This is a genomic window from Ensifer sp. 38_S197, from assembly GCF_056924495.1.
In genome coordinates this window covers 2,144,140-2,160,414 of record NZ_JBXOVZ010000002.1, presented here as the reverse complement: position 1 = coordinate 2,160,414, position 16,275 = coordinate 2,144,140, and the positions used below count along the sequence as shown (strand labels likewise).

The following is a 16,275-nucleotide window of genomic DNA, read 5'->3' as shown; positions in this document are numbered from 1 at the left end:
GACGAAGGGCGGCTGCTTGTATAGGAACTGACAGGCTTGGCGGTGGTCCGCCCGCCTGTTGAGAAAATGATTCAATTCTATGCCAGACTGATTCCGGAACGACCTCTAACTTACTGGCAGAACGGGAAAATCATGAAACCGAAGATCTTCATCGATGGCGAACACGGCACCACGGGCCTGCAGATCCGCACGCGCATGGCCGGCCGCAGCGATCTGGAACTGCTTTCCATACCGGAAGCAGAACGACGCAACGCCGCGATGCGCGAAGATCTCCTGAACGACGCCGACATCGCGATCCTCTGCCTGCCGGACGATGCCTCGCGCGAAGCGGTTTCGATGGTCGCCGGCAATAACAAGGTGCGCATCATCGACACATCGACCGCGCACCGCATTGCGCCCGACTGGGCCTATGGTTTTGCCGAAATGGACAAGGCGCAGCCGGAGAAGATCCGCGACGCCCGCCATGTCGCCAATCCCGGCTGCTATCCGACCGGCGCGATCGGCGTGATCCGGCCGCTGCGCCAGGCCGGCATCCTGCCGGACGGCTATCCGGTCACGGTCAACGCGGTTTCCGGCTATACCGGCGGCGGCAAGCAGATGATCGCGCAGATGGAGGACGAGACCAATCCGGACCACATCAGCGCACCGCACTTCCTCTACGGCCTGCCGCTCAAGCACAAGCACGTGCCCGAGATGAAGATGCACGGCCTGCTCGATAGGGCTCCGATTTTCGCCCCCTCGGTCGGCAAGTTCGCGCAGGGCATGATCGTCCAGGTTCCGCTCTACCTCGAAGATCTTGCCGCCGGCGCAACACTGGAGACGGTGCATGCGGCGCTGGTCGAGCACTATGCCGGTCAGTCGATCGTCGAGGTCGTGCCGCTTGCGGAAAGTGAAAAGCTCGCACGCATCGACGCGACCGAGCTTGCCGGCACGGACACGATGAAGCTCTTCGTCTTCGGCACCAGCGGCGGCAATCACGTGAACCTCGTCGCCCTGCTCGATAATCTCGGCAAGGGCGCCTCGGGCGCGGCCGTCCAGAACATGGACCTGATGCTGTCGGCCTAAACGGCAACTTCACTTGAAAATCAGAAGACCCCGGCGAGCGGCTCGCCGGGGTCTTCTGATTCATCGCTTCGGTGCGAACGTCAGTCGCGATACTCGATCGCCGTCGGCCGCGGATATTCGCCGTAGAATCCGCGCCAGTGGGCGACGGCGAAGCCGAGCACGACTAGAGCGCCGCCCTGGTGCAACACGCCCCAGCCGATCGGCACCTGCAACACCAGCGTGGTGATACCAATGGCCGCCTGGGCCGAGACGAGCAGGAACAGAAGCACCGCGCGCCGTGCATGTGTGGTTTCCGGGGCAGCCCTCAATGAAGCGATCATGTGCATCAGCGCGAAGGAGAACAGCACATAGGCGCCGATGCGGTGAACGAACTGCACCGTCTTCGGGTTCTCGAAGAGATTGATCCACCAGGGTTGCTGCAGGAACAGATCCTGCGGGACGATCGCACCATCCATCAGCGGCCAGGTATTGTAGCTGAAGCCGGCATCGAGGCCGGCGACGAGCGCGCCCAGATAGATCTGGAACAGGCTGAAGATCGCGATGATCATTGCCATCTTGCGTGAACGGTCGGTGGGCGCGACATCATTCGAATGCGGACTGAGCCCGCGGAAGATCCACATACAAGAGGCGAAAATCAAACAGGCGATGACGAGGTGCGTGGCCAACCGGTACTGGCTGACCTCGGTGCGCTCGACGAGGCCGGAGGAAACCATCCACCATCCGATGAAGCCTTGAAAGCCGCCGAGCGCGAGGATGCCGAGAAGCGGCATCCGGAGCTTACGCTCGACCCGCCCGGTCAACCAGAAGAACGCGAGCGGCAGGGCGAAGATCAAGCCGATGGTGCGGGCCAGCAGCCGGTGCGCCCATTCCCACCAGAAGATCGTCTTGAATTCGTCGACCGTCATGCCGTTGTTCATCTGCTGATATTGCGGAATGCGCTGGTAGAGTTGGAACTCTTCTTCCCACTCTTCGGCCGAAAGCGGCGGGATGACGCCATGGATCGGCTTCCATTCGGTGATCGACAGGCCCGATTCCGTAAGGCGTGTTGCACCACCGACAAGCACGAGCGCAAAGAGGGTGAAAAGCACCACCGCCAGCCAGCCGCGGATTTGCCGCCGGTTACGGTCGGTCCTGCTGATCTCGTTTCTAAGCATCTGTTCTGTCGCCAATTCGACGCCGGCCATCATTTTCCCTCTGGTATCGCAGGGTTGTCGGCGGAGCGACCGGACGGATCAACGGTCGCACCTCTCGGAAAGCCGTTGATTTGCACCAGAGCGGCATGCAAAACAAGGCCGAAACCTTTGCGGCATGCGGTCGCGGCCACCTTGCCCATGTAAGCCACGTGAAAGAAGTGAAATGCCCGTACGCCTCAGAAAGCTGATCGGCACGATCCTGATCATCATCCTCGTCGTCGTTTATGCGCTTGCCGCCGTCACCTTCGCCTCGCTGCTGCTCGGCGCATCGCCGTGGTGGGTGCATCTGGCCTATTTCTTCTTCACCGGCCTGCTCTGGATATTGCCAGCCATGCTGATCATCAAATGGATGGAAAAGCCCGCCAAGGATCGCTGATCCCCTACTGCATGTCTTCGTCCTTAAATCGACCTCGATTTAAGGACGAAGACATGCAGTAAATCAAAGTGCTACAGCGACCTTTGCGCGTCTTAAAAGACGCGCGGCGCTGTAGGCGTCGCGCACATCGAAGAGGTCACTGATGAGACTTGCGGTCATTTCCGATATCCACGGCAACGATCTCGCACTTGAAGCGGTGCTCGCCGACATCGATGCGCTGGGTATTCGCGACATCGTCAATCTTGGCGATCACCTGAGCGGCCCGCTCAATGCCGCCCGCACCGCCGACATCCTGATCGAGCGGCCGATGCCGTCGATCCGCGGCAATCACGATCGCTATCTGCTGACTGTCGATCCCCTGCACATGGGGTTGTCCGACCGCGCCGCTCACGATGAATTGCAGCCGCGACACCGCGAATGGCTCGCCACTTTGCCCGCGACGCTGGTTTACAAAGACACGGCCTTCCTGTGCCATGCGACGCCGGAAAACGACGAGGCCTATTGGCTCGAGGCTCTGAGCCCTGGTGGCATCGTCCACATGGCGGCGCATTCAGCGATCGAGGCTTTGGCCGACGGTATCGACTATCCGGTGATCCTCTGCGGTCACACCCACATCCAACGCGCCGTCCGCCTCTCCGACGGACGCCTCGTCGTCAATCCCGGCAGCGTCGGCTGCCCCGGCTATGTCGACGACCAGCCCGTGCCGCACAAGGTCGAGGCGGGCTCTCCGCATGCGCGCTACGCGATCATCGAACAATCGGCGGCAGGGTGGGGTGTCACCTTCCGCAACGTTCCCTATGATTGGATGGCGATGTCCCGGCTCGCAGCCAGCCGCAACCGGCTGGAATGGGCAAAGGCATTGGCCACGGGTTTTCTCGATTGATCGGTTGGGTCACGAGATGCCCGCTCGTTTCACGCTTTGCTAACCGCATTCCCCGGTTATTCTCCAAAGCAGTTCATAAGAATTCCCGCATTAAACGGATCGTAGCGGACTTGAGGTTCAATCACTCGGCAACAGGGACCGGATGGCACCTTCGATGACGAACTCCGACCTCACCATGGAAGGCTCCGGCGACCGTCGCCCGCATGCTTCCACGCGTGTCGGTCCGACCGATGCTGCGAGCCGCTTCGCGATTTCGATCCATCGCACCATGGAGCCGCTGGAGGCCGAGTGGCGTGCACTCGACAGCCTCGCCGGCAATTCGCTGCATCACGCCTACGACTGGTGCCGTGCCTGGGCGGAAACCCACGGCAGCGATCTCTTGCTGCTGCGCGTAGCGCTCGATGGCGAGCTTCTCCTCATTCTGCCGTTGGAACTCAGTCGCGGGCGCCTGTTTCGGAGCGCCCGTCTGATCGGAACGGAACACAGCAACCTCAACACCGGGCTCTTTGCCGCCGATGTCTCGGCGGCGATGACGCCGGCGCTGGCCCAAGCCTTGGCCGGAGACATCACAAGGGCGCTACTCGGCTTCGCCGATGTCCTCATGATCGAACGGACACCAAGCGAGTGGCGCGGCAGCGTCAGCCCCTTCGCCGCACTCCCTGGCGTCGCAAATCCCAATTCTTCGTTCCAGCTCCCCCTCCTCGGCAGCATCCAGCTCACGCTGGCCCAGATCAACGCCAAGCGCCGCCGCAAGAAGATGCGCATCTCCGAGCGACGCTTGGTGGAAATGGGCGGCTACGACTATGTGATCGCCCGAACTGCCGGCGAAACGCAGGCGCTGCTCGACACCTTCTTCCGGCAGAAGGCGGCACGCTTCGCAACACTCGGTCTGCCCGATGTCTTTAAGGACACCGAGACACAGGCCTTCTTCCATGCGCTTGCCTCCGACCAGGATGGCGATCCACAGCTCATGCAGTTGAACGCCATCCGGCTCAAGGGTGAACATGACGGGCAGGTGGTTGCCGTCGCCGGGCTTTCACTGAAAGGCGACCATGTCATCTGTCAATTCGGCTCGATCGACGAGGCGCTGGCGGGCGATGCAAGCCCGGGTGAGTTGTTGTTCTATCGGATGATCGAGCGCCTCTCGACGCAAGGCCTGCGCCTGTTCGATTTCGGCGTCGGCGACCAACCCTACAAGCGATCCTGGTGCACGATCGAGACGCCGTTGCGTGACATTGCGTTACCGGTGACGTTTTGGGGGCGCCTTGCTGTCCTGCGCCATCACCTCGTCGTGCGGGCAAAGGCTGTAGCGAAGTCGAACAAGGCGGTTTACGCTCGCCTGCAGCGAGCGAGGCGGTTCAGACAAGGCAAAGTCAATTCACAAAGCATCCCCGACTGAGGGGCTGGACAGCAGCGTCGCAACCGTGCGGACCGCGTTGATTACGCGCGGTCGGCACGCCGCCCTCCGTCAGGCGGCATCCCGGTCGGGATAATCCGGATCGGTCTCTGCCTGCCCGGTCATGAGGACGATGTCGCGATAGCCAGCGGCACCAAAGCCGGTCAGAACCTCGACGATGCGTTCATCGCTGACCGACGGTGCCGAGAGGATGATCTCTGCGCCATCGCGTCCGGCAATCTTCTCGACAGCCATTTCGTCGGCCGGACCACACTCGACCAGAACGAGATCATAGGCGTTGGTCAGGGCGTCGATGATCATCTTCAGCCGTTCGATGCCACGCATCGCCTGCCGCGGGTCGGCATCGCCCTGGGGGATGATGTGGGCGTCGGAGAAGCGGTCGGCATGAATGGTATCGGTGAAGGGCACCTCACCCGCCAGAAGGTTGGTAATGCCGGGAAGCTGCGGCGAGCGCGCCATCAGGCGCGTCGGGCAGGCCGAGCCGGTCAGGTCGATCAGCACGACCTTCACGCCATCCTCGGCCAGAAGGCGTGCCAGCATCACCGTTGCGGTCGATCCTTCGTCTCCGCCCGGCGACACCGAAATCGCGACGCGCACGCCGGTGGCGCGCAGATGTTCCGCCACCGCTTCGATCGAGAAATCCGGTTCGGCGGCTGCTTCCGCGGCGTCCGCATCCGCATCCGACGTTTGCACCGCGGGCAGCAGGTCGACAGCGTCACCATCGGCTACGGGCGCTACGTCGGGCGAGGTGTCCGCGGCAACGATCGGGATGTCGGCGGCGCTTGCAGCCAGGGCTGGCCGCGGGCGAACCGGTGCCAGCCGCTCGCCGGTTACCGAGACCGGCCGCAGCGCCCGGCCACTGAACAGTTCGCCGAGCATGATCACGACGCAGCTCAACAGGAACGTCGCAAGAGCGGCAACGATCGTGATCGGCAGCACCTTCGGGAAGCTGGCGCTCGTCGGGACCACTGCATTTGAAATCACACGTGCATCGGCCGGTGTCGCATTCTCGACCGTGCGCGACGTCGCCTCCCGGTAACGGGCAAGATAGGTCTCGAGCAGCTGCCGCTGGGCAGTCGCTTCGCGCTCGAGCGCGCGCAGGCCTACCTCTTCCTCGCCCGCCTGTGCGGACTGAGCCTTCAAAGCGTTGAGTTGCTGGACGAGCTGCTGTTCACGCAGCTCGCCGACCTTCGCCTCGTTCTCGAGGCTCGTCAGGATCTTGCGCGTCTCCGTGCGAATCTGTCCGCGGATGCCTTCAAGTTGCGACTTCAGCGCCTTAAGGCGCGGATGACCGTCAAGCAACGTGGTCGAAAGATCGGCGACCTGTGCCTGCAGGTTTGCCTCGGTCTCCTTGAGCCGCTGGATCATCTGCGACCCGACGACGTCGGTGATCGTGTCCGGTGCCCGGCCGCTCGCAAGTGCGGAGCGCACGCCGGCAGCCCGCGCTTCCGCGTTGGCACGTTCACCGCGCACGCGGGCCAGCTCGGTCGAGATATCCGTCAGTTGCCGTGTCGCGAAATTTGTCGTCTCGCCCGTCGGCAACAGATCGGACGATGCGCGGTAGGCGGCAACTTTTGCCTCCGCATCCCGCACCTTCTCGCGCAGATTGGCGATCTCCGGCTCGAGCCAACGGGTGGCCTCGGAGTTGGTGTCGAGCTTCGCGCCGCTTTGGAGCGCAAGGTAGACCTTCGCCATCTCGTTCGGAACCGCGGCCGCAAGCTGCCGATCCTTCGAAGTGAAGCTGATCGCGATCACGCGTGACTTCTCGACCTGATAGACTTGGAGCTTGTCGTTGAATTCCTTGAGCACCCTCTCCTCGGGTGGCATTTCCAAGGGGTTCTTCTTTAGGCCGAGCATGACGAGAAGATCCGAAAGCGCCGAGGGCGCAGCCGACGGATCGAATTCCTTGAGCTCATAGAGCTTCATGTTGCGCGCAACCTGCTTGATGAGGTCGGCGGAGCGGAGCACCTGCACCTGGCTCAAGATGCCGGACTCGTCGAAGACGCGATCGGCCCCGGCCTGCGAGGCCTGGTTCGGGCCGCTGAACTCCGGCTCACGGGATTCAATGAGCACGCGGGTTTCGCTCTGATAGTCCGGAGCAATCATCTTCGTGGCACCGAAGGCGAGTGCCGCCACACCGGCGGTTGCGAGCAGCACCTTGACGCGCCGATCCCAGACGGCGCGAAACAGGCCGCCGAGATCGATATCCACATCCTGTTGACCGCTGCCGCTTCCCGACATGCTACTGGCTCCGAACCTTCAAATTTTGCCGGAGGGTAAAGGAACATGGTAACGCAAGGGTTAATGGGATCAACTTCCGGACGATAGCCCCCTCTCCGCCACAGCGATACATCGCAAAAATTCTACCGCGAGTTTACCGGCTATTAACCCTAACGGTTCGATAACGTCTGAAAAGGTGGGTCGTTTCCGGAGCCTATGAACCGCATGTCAACCGCAGCTATCAAGACGGGTCTCGCGATCACGGCGGCAGTGCTGTCGATGTTGCTCAGCGGTTGCACAAGCTATCAGCCGGCGCCGAAGGCTTTCAGCGAAGCCACCATCCAACCCTATCGCCTCGACAGCGGCGATCGCCTGCGCATCAACGTCTTCGAACAGGCGGGCCTCAGCGGCACCTATACGGTCGATCAGGCCGGATATGTCGCCTTCCCGCTGATCGGCACGGTCGCCTCGCGCGGCAAGACTCTGCCCGAGCTCGAAGGCATGATCGCCGCCAAGTTGCGCCAGGGATACCTGCGCGACCCCGACGTGACGATCGAGGTCGATCGCTACCGTTCGGTCTTCATCATGGGCGAAGTCGGCCAGGCTGGACAATATGCCTATGTGCCAGGGATGACCGTGCAGAATGCGATTGCGGTCGCTGGCGGTTTCTCGCCGCGCGCCAATCAATCCAACGCCGACATTACCCGGAAGATAAACGGCCGCATCATCACTGGCCGGGTTCCGATCACCGACGCGGTTCTCGCCGGCGATACGATCTACATCCGCGAACGGCTGTTCTGATCTCGATGCAGCCACAGCGTCCCCTGCGCATCATTCATTGTTTCAGGTCGCCGGTCGGCGGAATTTTCCGCCATGTGCGCGATCTCGCCGAGGCGCACGCTCGCGCCGGCCACGAGGTCGGCATTCTCTGCGACAGCACCACCGGGGGTAGCCACGAGGATTCACTGTTCGATGAGATCCGGCCCTACCTGGCGCTCGGCCTCGTCCGCATGCCGATTCACCGCTCGATCGGGCCGTCGGATTTTGCCGCGCTGTGGCGTGGCTACAAGGAAATCAGAAGTTTGCGACCGGATGTGTTGCATGGGCACGGCGCCAAGGGTGGCGCCATAGCCCGCCTCATCGGTTCAGCCTTGCGGGTCAACAGGTATCGCGTAGCCCGCCTCTATTCACCGCACGGAGGGAGCCTCCACTATCGCCGCCGCTCCCTGATCGGCCGGCTCGTCTTCCCGCTGGAACGGGTCCAGGAGCGGCTGGCGGATGCCCTCGTTTTCGTCTGCGACTTCGAACGCCAGACCTACTTCACCAAAGTCGGGGCGCCACACGTCCGGCACGAACTGATCTACAACGGCATAGACGACGGGGAGTTCGAAGTGATCTCCCCCCGGCCGGATGCGGCCGATTTTCTCTATATCGGCATGATGCGGGACCTGAAGGGTCCCGATTTGTTTGTAGAGGCCTTCGCGCGGACCGAACGCCTCGTCGGACGACCCCTGTCCGCATTGATGATCGGCGACGGCCCGCAACAGCAGGAATATGGCGAACTGATGCTGCAGCAGGGCCTCAGCCGCCGCATCAAGATGCAGCCGGCCATGAAGACCCGCGAAGCATTTACGCTGGCGCGCAACGTCGTCGTTCCCTCGCGCGCTGAGTCCATGCCCTATATCGTCCTCGAAGCGCTCGCGGCGAGAAAACCGGTCATCGCCAGCCGTGTCGGCGGCATCCCGGAGATACTTGGGCTCGACAGCGGCGCGCTTGCAGAACCGGCCGACGTCCAATCGCTGGCCACCATCATGGCGCGCTCGATCAGCGAAAAGGACTGGGCGATGCGGGTCATGCCTGAGCCGAACACGTTCAAATCCCGCTTCGCCGCTTCGGTCATGTCGTCCGAGATGTTGGACCTCTATCGGGAATTGTGCCGTTACCAGCCATCCACGGATAGCGTGCCATCTACAACGTAAGCGTTTCTTAGTGGCTTTCTGCTATCCGGGCGGAGGAACTTCAGCGCCGGAAGACAGCCATGAACAAGATTGATCGCCCGGGTTCATTCGATCCGGAAGTGCTTCGCAAGAAGATTTCGGAGATCCGCGCCCGTGCACCCGGCGAGATGCCGAGCGACGGGCCGACCGCGGAACTCAACCCGCTGGCACGCCAAATCGCCGAACAGTTCCGGGCCGACACCTATTCGCCGACCATGATCATGGGGCTGATGCGGCTGTTCGAGTTCAGCGCACTCTTTGCCATCGGCTACGCGATCAACGCACTCTATGTTCAGCCAGGCTTCGACCACTTGCCGCTCTATCTGGCGATCCTGGTGGGGGGCTCGGCTCTGGCGGTTGCCGCGATGCAGATTGCCGATACCTACCAGATCCCGGCTCTGCGTGCCTGGCTGCGCGTGATGCCGCGTATTCTCGCGGCCTGGGCGGTCGCCTTTGGTGGCATCGCCATCGCCCTCTTCTTCCTGAAATCCGGCCACCAGTATTCCCGTGTCTGGTTCGGCGGCTGGTTTGTCGGTGGCGCGCTCTTTCTCCTCGCGGAACGCGCCTTCATCGCCTATTCCATCCGTCACTGGGCCCGCAACGGCACGATGGAACGGCGCGCCGTCGTCGTTGGCGGCGGCCAGCCGGCGAAGGACCTGATCCGCACGCTTGAGGATCAACCCGACAACGACATCCGTATCTGCGGCATTTTCGACGATCGCGACGAGCGGCGTTCGCCCAACGTCATCGCCGGTTATCCGAAACTTGGAACGGTCAACGAACTCGTGGAGTTCGCGCGCCTGGCGCGCATCGACATGCTGATCATCTCGCTGCCGCTGACGGCCGAAAAGCGCATTCTCGAGCTCCTCAAGAAGCTCTGGATCCTGCCGGTCGACATCCGGCTCGCCGCCCACGCCAACAATCTGCGCTTCCGACCGCGCAGCTACTCCCATGTCGGCGACGTGCCCATGCTCGACATTTTCGACAAGCCGATCGCCGACTGGGACTCGGTCGCCAAGCGCGGCTTCGACATCTTCTTCAGTCTGGTCGCGCTGGTGCTCCTTTGGCCGATCATGCTGGGCGCCGCCATTGCCGTCAAAGCCAGCTCTCCCGGCCCGATCATCTTCAAGCAGAAGCGGCACGGCTTCAACAACGAGACGATCGAGGTCTACAAGTTCCGCTCGATGTACACGCATATGAGCGACCACTCGGCACGCAACGCCGTGACCAGGGGCGACCCTCGCGTAACGCCGGTCGGACGCTTCATCCGCAAGTCGTCGATCGATGAGTTGCCGCAGATTTTCAACGTGCTGAAAGGCGAACTGTCGCTCGTGGGGCCGCGCCCGCACGCCGTGCTGGCACAGACCCAGAACCGGACCTATTCCGACGTCGTCGAAGGCTATTTCGCGCGCCATCGCGTCAAGCCCGGCGTCACCGGCTGGGCGCAGATCAATGGCTGGCGCGGCGAGATCGACAATGACGAGAAGATCCGCCTGCGCACGGCCTTCGACCTCTACTATATCGAAAACTGGTCGCTGCTCTTCGATCTCAGGATCCTGTTCCTGACGCCATTCCGTCTCCTCAACACCGAGAACGCCTATTGAGCGCCGTCGAGACAGGCCGGTTTCCGATCGCTCGTCCCCAGCTTGCAGCGCTCTCGCTGCTCGGCTCGGGCCTGGTGGCGTTCGCCGTGTTTCTTTCCGGCTTCGTCATCTTCGAGCCCGCGCCCTACGAACTGTTCCTCGTCGCACTCATCGGTCTCTGGGCGCTCTTCGGTCTCAAGATTTCACGGAGCATCGCGCCCCTGCTCACGCTTCTGACGCTGTTCATGGTGGGCGGCATTCTCTCCTTGACGGTCATGATCGACCTGAGCAAGGGGCCGATGTACATGGCGGTTTCCGGCTTTCTTGCGCTGTCGTCGATCTTCTATGCTGCGATCATAGAAGACCGTCATGAGCGGCTGAGGCTCATCTTCAATGCGTGGACGGTCGCGGCCATCATTACCGCGCTGCTCGGCATCCTCGGCTATTTCGGCGCCGTTCCCGGCGCGGAGAACTTCACGCTCTACGGTCGCGCCAAGGGTGCCTTTCAGGACCCGAACGTATTCGGCCCGTTTCTCTCGGTGCCGGCCATGTATCTGATTCACGGCATCCTGACGCAGCCGATCCAGAAGGCGCCGCCGAAGATAGCCGCATTGCTGATCCTCGTCCTCGGTGTCTTCCTGTCGTTTTCGCGTGCCGCCTGGGCGCTCAACCTCTTCTGCGTCGTCGCCTTCGTCTTCGTCATGCTGCTTAGGGAACGCGGCGGCCTCTTTCGTCTCAGGATCCTCGTCCTGGCGCTCGTGGGCGCACTCCTGGTCGTCGGCGCGCTTCTCGCCGCCCTCCAATTCGAGCAGGTCGCAACGCTCTTTTCCAGCCGATCGCAGCTCGTACAGGATTATGACGGCGGGCACCTCGGCCGTTTCGATCGCCATCGCCTGGGTTTTCTGATGTCGATGGAGAAGCCTCTCGGCATCGGCCCCATGGTCTTCAGCACGATCTTCCCGGAAGACGAGCACAACGTATGGCTGAAGTCGCTGACGTCCTATGGCTGGCTCGGCTTCATCAGCTATGTGACGCTCATCATCTGGACGCTTTCACTCGGCTTCCGCTTCCTGCTGCTCAACCGCCCCTGGCAAACCTACCTGATGATTGCCTGGGTCGCCGTCCTCGGCCACGTCGGCGTTGGCAACGTCATCGACACCGATCACTGGCGCCATTTCTACCTACTCCTCGGAATCATCTGGGGATGTGCCGCCCTCGAATATCGCCATCGCCGGCAAACGCGTGCCGGCTGGAGCTCCTGATCATGGAACACTTCGTTCCGGGCCGGCGACCGGCCCTCCCCTTGCGCCTCCTTCAGGTTCTGGAACCAAGCGGTGGCGGCTCGGGCCGACACTTTCTCGACCTCTGCCGTGGCATGCACCAACGCGGGCATCATGTGGAGGCGATCTATTCGCCGGTGCGCGCTGAGGAAGGTTTCGTGCGCGAGTTGAAGGCAGTCGGCCTGCCGGCTATCCACGCCGTCAACATGAAGCGGGCGCCGGGTCCGTGGGATCTAGCTTCCTTCCTCGAACTGCGGCGCATCATTCGCGGCGGCGGCTTCGACATCATCCATGGCCACAGCTCCAAGGCCGGCGCGCTGACGCGGATCCGACTTCCCGGTCCGCACATTCCCCGCCTCTATACCCCACACGCCTTTCGGACCCTCGATCCCAGGCTCGGCCGCGGCGGCCGGCTGATCTATGGCACGATAGAATGGGGCCTTGCCCGCTTTTTCACCGACCGGCTCATCTGCGTTTCCGAAGACGAATACCGTCACGCCCTATCGCTATATATGCCCGAGGATCGGACGTCGGTGATCGTCAACGGCGTTGCCCCGCCCTCATGCGACATGGCGCAAACGATTCGCGCCAGCTTCGGGATCGCGCCGGATGCCTTCGTCTTCGGCTTCATCGGTCGACTTTCGGCGCAAAAGGCGCCGGAGCGCCTCATCGCCGCCTTCAAGAGCGTCGCCGCTTCGGTGAACAATAGTCATCTGGTGATGGTCGGCGCCGGTGAACTCGAAGGGACCTTGCGCATGGCGATCGCCGAAAGCGGACTGCAAAACCGCATGCACCTGACCTCGGCCTTCACCGGACCACAGGCCGCACCGGCTTTCGATGTTCTGGTCATGCCGAGCCGCTACGAAGCCATGTCCTATGTGATGCTGGAAGGGGCGGCCGCCGGCAAACCGATCATCGCCACCGATATCGGCGGTGCCCGCACGGTCATCGAGGATGGCCAGAACGGCTTCATCCTGCCGAACAGCGACGACACGTCACTGCTCGCGAAGACGATGGTCAAGGCAGCCGCAGCGGAGACTTTCGAAAAGCTGTCTGCCGTCGCGCGGAGCCGGAAACAACGCTTCACCCTCGATGTGATGCTTGATCAAACGGAGACGCTCTATAAGAGGACGGCCATCAGACGCCGCGTGCCCGCAATCCTTCAGCCGGCGGAGTAGCGGCCGAATCGAAGGGCCGAGAGCTGCGACTCGCATGCGGGGAACCAGCTGGCGGGCGCAAAGTGGCTGCATTGATGCAGAGCATCTCGTGGCACGTCCGTGGGACTTTTCTGTTCCCGCACATGCTTTTCCACGCCGTTTGTTCCTTTTTCGATCCAGGCCGCATTTTCCCGCTTGCGCTCTAAGCGCTGGTTATATAGGGATTTCCTCGGTTCGGAGCGTAGCGCAGCCCGGTAGCGCACTTGACTGGGGGTCAAGGGGTCGTGGGTTCGAATCCCGCCGCTCCGACCATTTTCTCCAAAATCTCAATTTGAATATTATGCCATCGGTGCTGCCAAACGTCGGCTGCCGCAGACTTCTATGCGTTTCCAAGCAGATGCGTCCCTCCAGGCGCGATTGAACCTTCACCAAACCTGAAATCGCGTCGCTCGAAACGTTGTCCCTAACGCAACGTGAGCTTGCCATCACAACCGATTTGAGGGACAGTTTGGTACTGGCCCTTGAGGCCTGGAGCCTCCCCTCATAGGAGAAAACCATGCCTCTTAAATCTCTGATGGCCGTGGCCGCACTCGTCGTCCTGACCCTGTCCGGATGCGCGACGTCCGGTTCGACCAACACAACCTACGCGCAGTGGACCGGCCCCTATCCGCAGCCTGATGTTTCCGCATCGAGCCCCGGTGGTTTCCGTATGTCCTACTAAAACGCGGCACCGTAGGGTAAGCGACAGAACGCGAGCCCAGTGAGGCGCCCCTCAATCGCTCGCGTCCATGCATCGGTGGGTTGCCCTCTTGCCCAGGGCCGAAGCACTTGGGTGCGGGCCGCCCGCCAATCTCCCAGCCCGACGATCGAACGAATGTTCGCCGATAGCTCCGGCTGGTTGGCAGCAATGCGTCCCACAACCGCGCAAGCGCCACGCCTGCGTTACCACTGAATTTCTTTAAGGCCATCAAAGCGTTGCGCGTTGTCAACCCAGGCATGCGCCTCGCAGGCGATCGCAGACGGCCTCAGCGCACCTGGTCGAGCAGGCGCTTGCATTCCAGGAGATCGTAGAGCGCCTCCTGAAGCAGGGCGCGATCTTCCTTGCCGACAGACGACGATTTGCCGAGAGAGATTTCCGGCACGTCGTCGCTGCCGCCGCCAAATGAGAAGAAGCGGCGGCTCGCCGGCGCCTTGGCGCGGCCGACGATCTGGTCCTCCTCCGAAACGCCGGCCTTGGGCGGCGCCGGTTCCTCGTTGCTCGATGCCGCAAGCGCCTCGACGGTCGCGAGATCACCGCTGGCAATGGCGGCAACGAACTTGTTGCCGTTGGTCTTCAAGAGCTTCTGCACGCCCTTGATTGTGTAGCCGTGGTCATAGAGCAGGTGCCGGATACCCTTCAGGAGATCGACATCCTCGGGTCGGTAATACCGTCGACCGCCGCCGCGCTTCATCGGCTTGATCTGCTGGAAACGGGTTTCCCAGAAGCGCAGAACATGCTGCGGCAGATCGAGATCGTCGGCGACCTCACTGATGGTGCGGAAAGCGTCCGGGCTCTTTTCCATGTGGCTCCCAATCCATGTCACGCGACTCACGCTCGCAAGCCGCAATGAACCGATATCATACCGATGATGGCACGAATCAGGTCCATTTCAACGGCTTATGGATGGGTTTTCAACCACATTTGTGGCTGACGCCGTGACTTCACGCGACGGGAGATACCGGCTTCTGCTTGGCCCTGCGGCTAAGATGGGCCTTCAGCACCCGTTGCTTGAGCACGTTGGACGCCTTGAAGGTCATGACACGCCGCGGCGAGATCGGCACTTCCTCGCCGGTCTTCGGGTTTCGCCCGATGCGCTCGTTCTTGTCGCGGACCTGAAAAGTCGCGAAAGAAGACAGCTTCACGCTCTCGCCACGCACGATTGCGTTGCATATTTCGTCAATGACGGTTTCCACCAGTTCGGCAGACTCTGTCCGCGACAGACCTACCTTGCGAAAAACCGACTCAGCCAAGTCCGCCCGTGTTACTGTTTTTCCGCTCATCTTCCCCCACCAACGTCTGGTACGCCGATCAGCGTCCGAAGACTATTGCCCTTACCTTTTGCGGTCAAGCGCCTGTTGCTTAAGCAATTTCTTTACCAGCGGAGGAGCACCGAGCCCCAGGTGAAGCCACCCCCCATGGCCTCGAGCAGGACGAGGTCACCCTTCTTGATCCGCCCGTCGCTTGCCGCCGCGTTCAAGGCCAGCGGAATGGAGGCCGCAGACGTGTTGCCATGCAGATCGACCGTCACCACAACCTTGTCGAGAGGGATGCCGAGCTTCTTGGCGGAGCCGTCGATAATGCGTCGGTTGGCCTGGTGCGGTACCAGCCAGTCCAGATCTTCCGCGGTCGTTCCGGTCGCCTCGAAAGCGGCCTCGATCACGTCGGTGATCATGCCGACCGCGTGCTTGAAGACTTCGCGGCCTTCCATCTTGAGATGGCCGACCGTGCCCGTGGTCGAAGGGCCGCCGTCAACATAGAGCTTGTCGCGATGGGCACCGTCGGAGCGGAGCTTCGCCGTCAGCACGCCCCGGTCGGCATTCGTGCCCTCTCCCTCTTGGGCTTCCAGGATGATGGCACCGGCGCCGTCGCCGAAGAGCACGCAGGTCGTCCGGTCGGTCCAGTCGAGAATGCGCGAGAACGTCTCCGAGCCGATCACCAGAACGCGCTTGGCAAGCCCGCCGCGAATATAGGCGTCGGCCGTCGTCACCGCATAGACGAAACCGGAGCAGACGGCCTGCAAGTCGAAAGCTGCACCATGGCGCATGCCAAGGCGATCCTGGATGTTGACGGCCGTTGCCGGAAAGGTGTTGTCCGGTGTCGAGGTCGCCAGGATGATGACGTCGATATCGTCAGGCGTGAGCCCGGCATTGGCGAGGGCCGCGCGGGCAGCGCCTTCGCCAAGAGACGCGGTGGTTTCGCCCTCGCCGGCGATGTAGCGCTGCCGGATGCCCGTGCGCTGCACAATCCACTCATCGGACGTATCGACCTTGGATTCCAGCTCCTGGTTGGTAACAACGCGCTTCGGCAAGGCTGCGCCGAAGCCGCGAACGACGGAACGGATCAT

The 16,275-nt window shown here is 62.1% G+C and carries 15 protein-coding genes and 1 tRNA gene; 11 read left to right on the top strand and 5 right to left on the bottom strand.

What is annotated here, in order from left to right; all coding sequences use genetic code 11:
- The first annotated feature begins 132 nt into the window (after positions 1–132).
- Entirely contained in the window at positions 133–1,065 is a 933-nt protein-coding gene (gene argC, locus AC1Z3V_RS23540; RefSeq protein ID WP_483502054.1) for an N-acetyl-gamma-glutamyl-phosphate reductase, read from the top strand.
- A gap of 80 nt (positions 1,066–1,145) precedes the next feature.
- On the opposite strand, the gene AC1Z3V_RS23535 is transcribed toward argC, so the two are convergent.
- Positions 1,146–2,249: a COX15/CtaA family protein gene (locus AC1Z3V_RS23535; RefSeq protein ID WP_483502053.1), complete on the bottom strand. Its 1,104-nt coding sequence runs from the start codon at positions 2,247–2,249 to the stop codon at positions 1,146–1,148.
- Between the two features lie 172 nt (positions 2,250–2,421).
- Here AC1Z3V_RS23535 and AC1Z3V_RS23530 point away from each other — a divergent pair, with 172 nt between their 5' ends.
- The 3 genes from AC1Z3V_RS23530 to AC1Z3V_RS23520 all read left to right on the top strand — a co-directional run bounded on the left by AC1Z3V_RS23530 (position 2,422) and on the right by AC1Z3V_RS23520 (position 4,916).
- Positions 2,422–2,634, top strand: coding sequence for a DUF2842 domain-containing protein (locus AC1Z3V_RS23530; RefSeq protein WP_247957779.1), 213 nt, complete (start codon positions 2,422–2,424; stop codon positions 2,632–2,634).
- 142 nt (positions 2,635–2,776) lie between these two features.
- A complete protein-coding gene (locus AC1Z3V_RS23525) occupies positions 2,777–3,517 on the top strand; it encodes a metallophosphoesterase family protein (protein ID WP_483502052.1) in 741 nt (246 codons plus the stop codon).
- 154 nt (positions 3,518–3,671) lie between these two features.
- Positions 3,672–4,916: a GNAT family N-acetyltransferase gene (locus AC1Z3V_RS23520; RefSeq protein WP_483502050.1), complete on the top strand. Its 1,245-nt coding sequence runs from the start codon at positions 3,672–3,674 to the stop codon at positions 4,914–4,916.
- Positions 4,917–4,985: 69 nt separating this feature from the next.
- Here AC1Z3V_RS23520 and AC1Z3V_RS23515 read toward each other — a convergent pair whose 3' ends face one another.
- Complete coding sequence (locus AC1Z3V_RS23515) at positions 4,986–7,175, bottom strand: GumC family protein (RefSeq protein WP_483502048.1); 2,190 nt, start codon at positions 7,173–7,175, stop codon at positions 4,986–4,988.
- A gap of 204 nt (positions 7,176–7,379) precedes the next feature.
- On the opposite strand from AC1Z3V_RS23515, the gene AC1Z3V_RS23510 reads away from it, so the two are divergent.
- From AC1Z3V_RS23510 to AC1Z3V_RS23480, 7 genes are all read left to right on the top strand, one after another.
- Positions 7,380–7,955 carry a polysaccharide biosynthesis/export family protein gene (locus AC1Z3V_RS23510; RefSeq protein ID WP_113536971.1) on the top strand — a complete coding sequence of 192 codons (576 nt, stop codon included), beginning with the start codon at positions 7,380–7,382 and terminating at the stop codon, positions 7,953–7,955.
- Positions 7,956–7,960: 5 nt separating this feature from the next.
- Positions 7,961–9,133 carry a glycosyltransferase family 4 protein gene (locus tag AC1Z3V_RS23505; RefSeq protein ID WP_483502046.1) on the top strand — a complete coding sequence of 391 codons (1,173 nt, stop codon included), beginning with the start codon at positions 7,961–7,963 and terminating at the stop codon, positions 9,131–9,133.
- A gap of 59 nt (positions 9,134–9,192) precedes the next feature.
- Positions 9,193–10,755: an undecaprenyl-phosphate glucose phosphotransferase gene (locus AC1Z3V_RS23500; RefSeq protein ID WP_483502044.1), complete on the top strand. Its 1,563-nt coding sequence runs from the start codon at positions 9,193–9,195 to the stop codon at positions 10,753–10,755.
- The gene (locus AC1Z3V_RS23495) at positions 10,752–11,996 is read left to right on the top strand and encodes an O-antigen ligase family protein (protein WP_483502042.1); all 1,245 of its coding nucleotides are present in this window, start codon (positions 10,752–10,754) and stop codon (positions 11,994–11,996) included. The genes AC1Z3V_RS23500 and AC1Z3V_RS23495 overlap by 4 nt, the downstream gene beginning before the upstream one ends.
- 2 nt (positions 11,997–11,998) lie before the next feature.
- Positions 11,999–13,192 carry a glycosyltransferase gene (locus AC1Z3V_RS23490; RefSeq protein ID WP_483502040.1) on the top strand — a complete coding sequence of 398 codons (1,194 nt, stop codon included), beginning with the start codon at positions 11,999–12,001 and terminating at the stop codon, positions 13,190–13,192.
- A gap of 214 nt (positions 13,193–13,406) precedes the next feature.
- Positions 13,407–13,483 (top strand) — tRNA-Pro (locus AC1Z3V_RS23485).
- Positions 13,484–13,727: 244 nt separating this feature from the next.
- Positions 13,728–13,892 carry a hypothetical protein gene (locus AC1Z3V_RS23480; protein ID WP_429808640.1) on the top strand — a complete coding sequence of 55 codons (165 nt, stop codon included), beginning with the start codon at positions 13,728–13,730 and terminating at the stop codon, positions 13,890–13,892.
- A 304-nt stretch (positions 13,893–14,196) separates the two neighbouring features.
- Here the strand turns inward: AC1Z3V_RS23480 and AC1Z3V_RS23475 are convergent, their stop codons facing one another.
- The 3 genes from AC1Z3V_RS23475 to AC1Z3V_RS23465 all read right to left on the bottom strand — a co-directional run bounded on the left by AC1Z3V_RS23475 (position 14,197) and on the right by AC1Z3V_RS23465 (position 16,275).
- Entirely contained in the window at positions 14,197–14,733 is a 537-nt protein-coding gene (locus AC1Z3V_RS23475; RefSeq protein ID WP_057252555.1) for a MerR family transcriptional regulator, read from the bottom strand.
- A gap of 139 nt (positions 14,734–14,872) precedes the next feature.
- On the bottom strand, positions 14,873–15,211 hold the full coding sequence (locus AC1Z3V_RS23470) for an integration host factor subunit alpha (RefSeq protein ID WP_113536913.1): 339 nt from the start codon (positions 15,209–15,211) through the stop codon (positions 14,873–14,875).
- A gap of 92 nt (positions 15,212–15,303) precedes the next feature.
- Complete coding sequence (locus AC1Z3V_RS23465; RefSeq protein ID WP_483502039.1) at positions 15,304–16,275, bottom strand: beta-ketoacyl-ACP synthase III; 972 nt, start codon at positions 16,273–16,275, stop codon at positions 15,304–15,306.

Bases quoted from the DNA above. Each gene is read 5' to 3' on its own strand.
- argC (WP_483502054.1), top strand. From the start codon at position 133: ATGAAACCGAAGATCTTCATCGATGGCGAACACGGCACCACGGGCCTG.
- AC1Z3V_RS23535 (WP_483502053.1), bottom strand. From the start codon at position 2,249: ATGGCCGGCGTCGAATTGGCGACAGAACAGATGCTTAGAAACGAGATC.
- AC1Z3V_RS23530 (WP_247957779.1), top strand. From the start codon at position 2,422: ATGCCCGTACGCCTCAGAAAGCTGATCGGCACGATCCTGATCATCATC.
- AC1Z3V_RS23525 (WP_483502052.1), top strand. From the start codon at position 2,777: ATGAGACTTGCGGTCATTTCCGATATCCACGGCAACGATCTCGCACTT.
- AC1Z3V_RS23520 (WP_483502050.1), top strand. From the start codon at position 3,672: ATGACGAACTCCGACCTCACCATGGAAGGCTCCGGCGACCGTCGCCCG.
- AC1Z3V_RS23515 (WP_483502048.1), bottom strand. From the start codon at position 7,175: ATGTCGGGAAGCGGCAGCGGTCAACAGGATGTGGATATCGATCTCGGC.
- AC1Z3V_RS23510 (WP_113536971.1), top strand. From the start codon at position 7,380: ATGTCAACCGCAGCTATCAAGACGGGTCTCGCGATCACGGCGGCAGTG.
- AC1Z3V_RS23505 (WP_483502046.1), top strand. From the start codon at position 7,961: ATGCAGCCACAGCGTCCCCTGCGCATCATTCATTGTTTCAGGTCGCCG.
- AC1Z3V_RS23500 (WP_483502044.1), top strand. From the start codon at position 9,193: ATGAACAAGATTGATCGCCCGGGTTCATTCGATCCGGAAGTGCTTCGC.
- AC1Z3V_RS23490 (WP_483502040.1), top strand. From the start codon at position 11,999: ATGGAACACTTCGTTCCGGGCCGGCGACCGGCCCTCCCCTTGCGCCTC.
- AC1Z3V_RS23480 (WP_429808640.1), top strand. From the start codon at position 13,728: ATGCCTCTTAAATCTCTGATGGCCGTGGCCGCACTCGTCGTCCTGACC.
- AC1Z3V_RS23475 (WP_057252555.1), bottom strand. From the start codon at position 14,733: ATGGAAAAGAGCCCGGACGCTTTCCGCACCATCAGTGAGGTCGCCGAC.
- AC1Z3V_RS23470 (WP_113536913.1), bottom strand. From the start codon at position 15,211: ATGAGCGGAAAAACAGTAACACGGGCGGACTTGGCTGAGTCGGTTTTT.
- AC1Z3V_RS23465 (WP_483502039.1), bottom strand. From the start codon at position 16,275: ATGATCCGTTCCGTCGTTCGCGGCTTCGGCGCAGCCTTGCCGAAGCGC.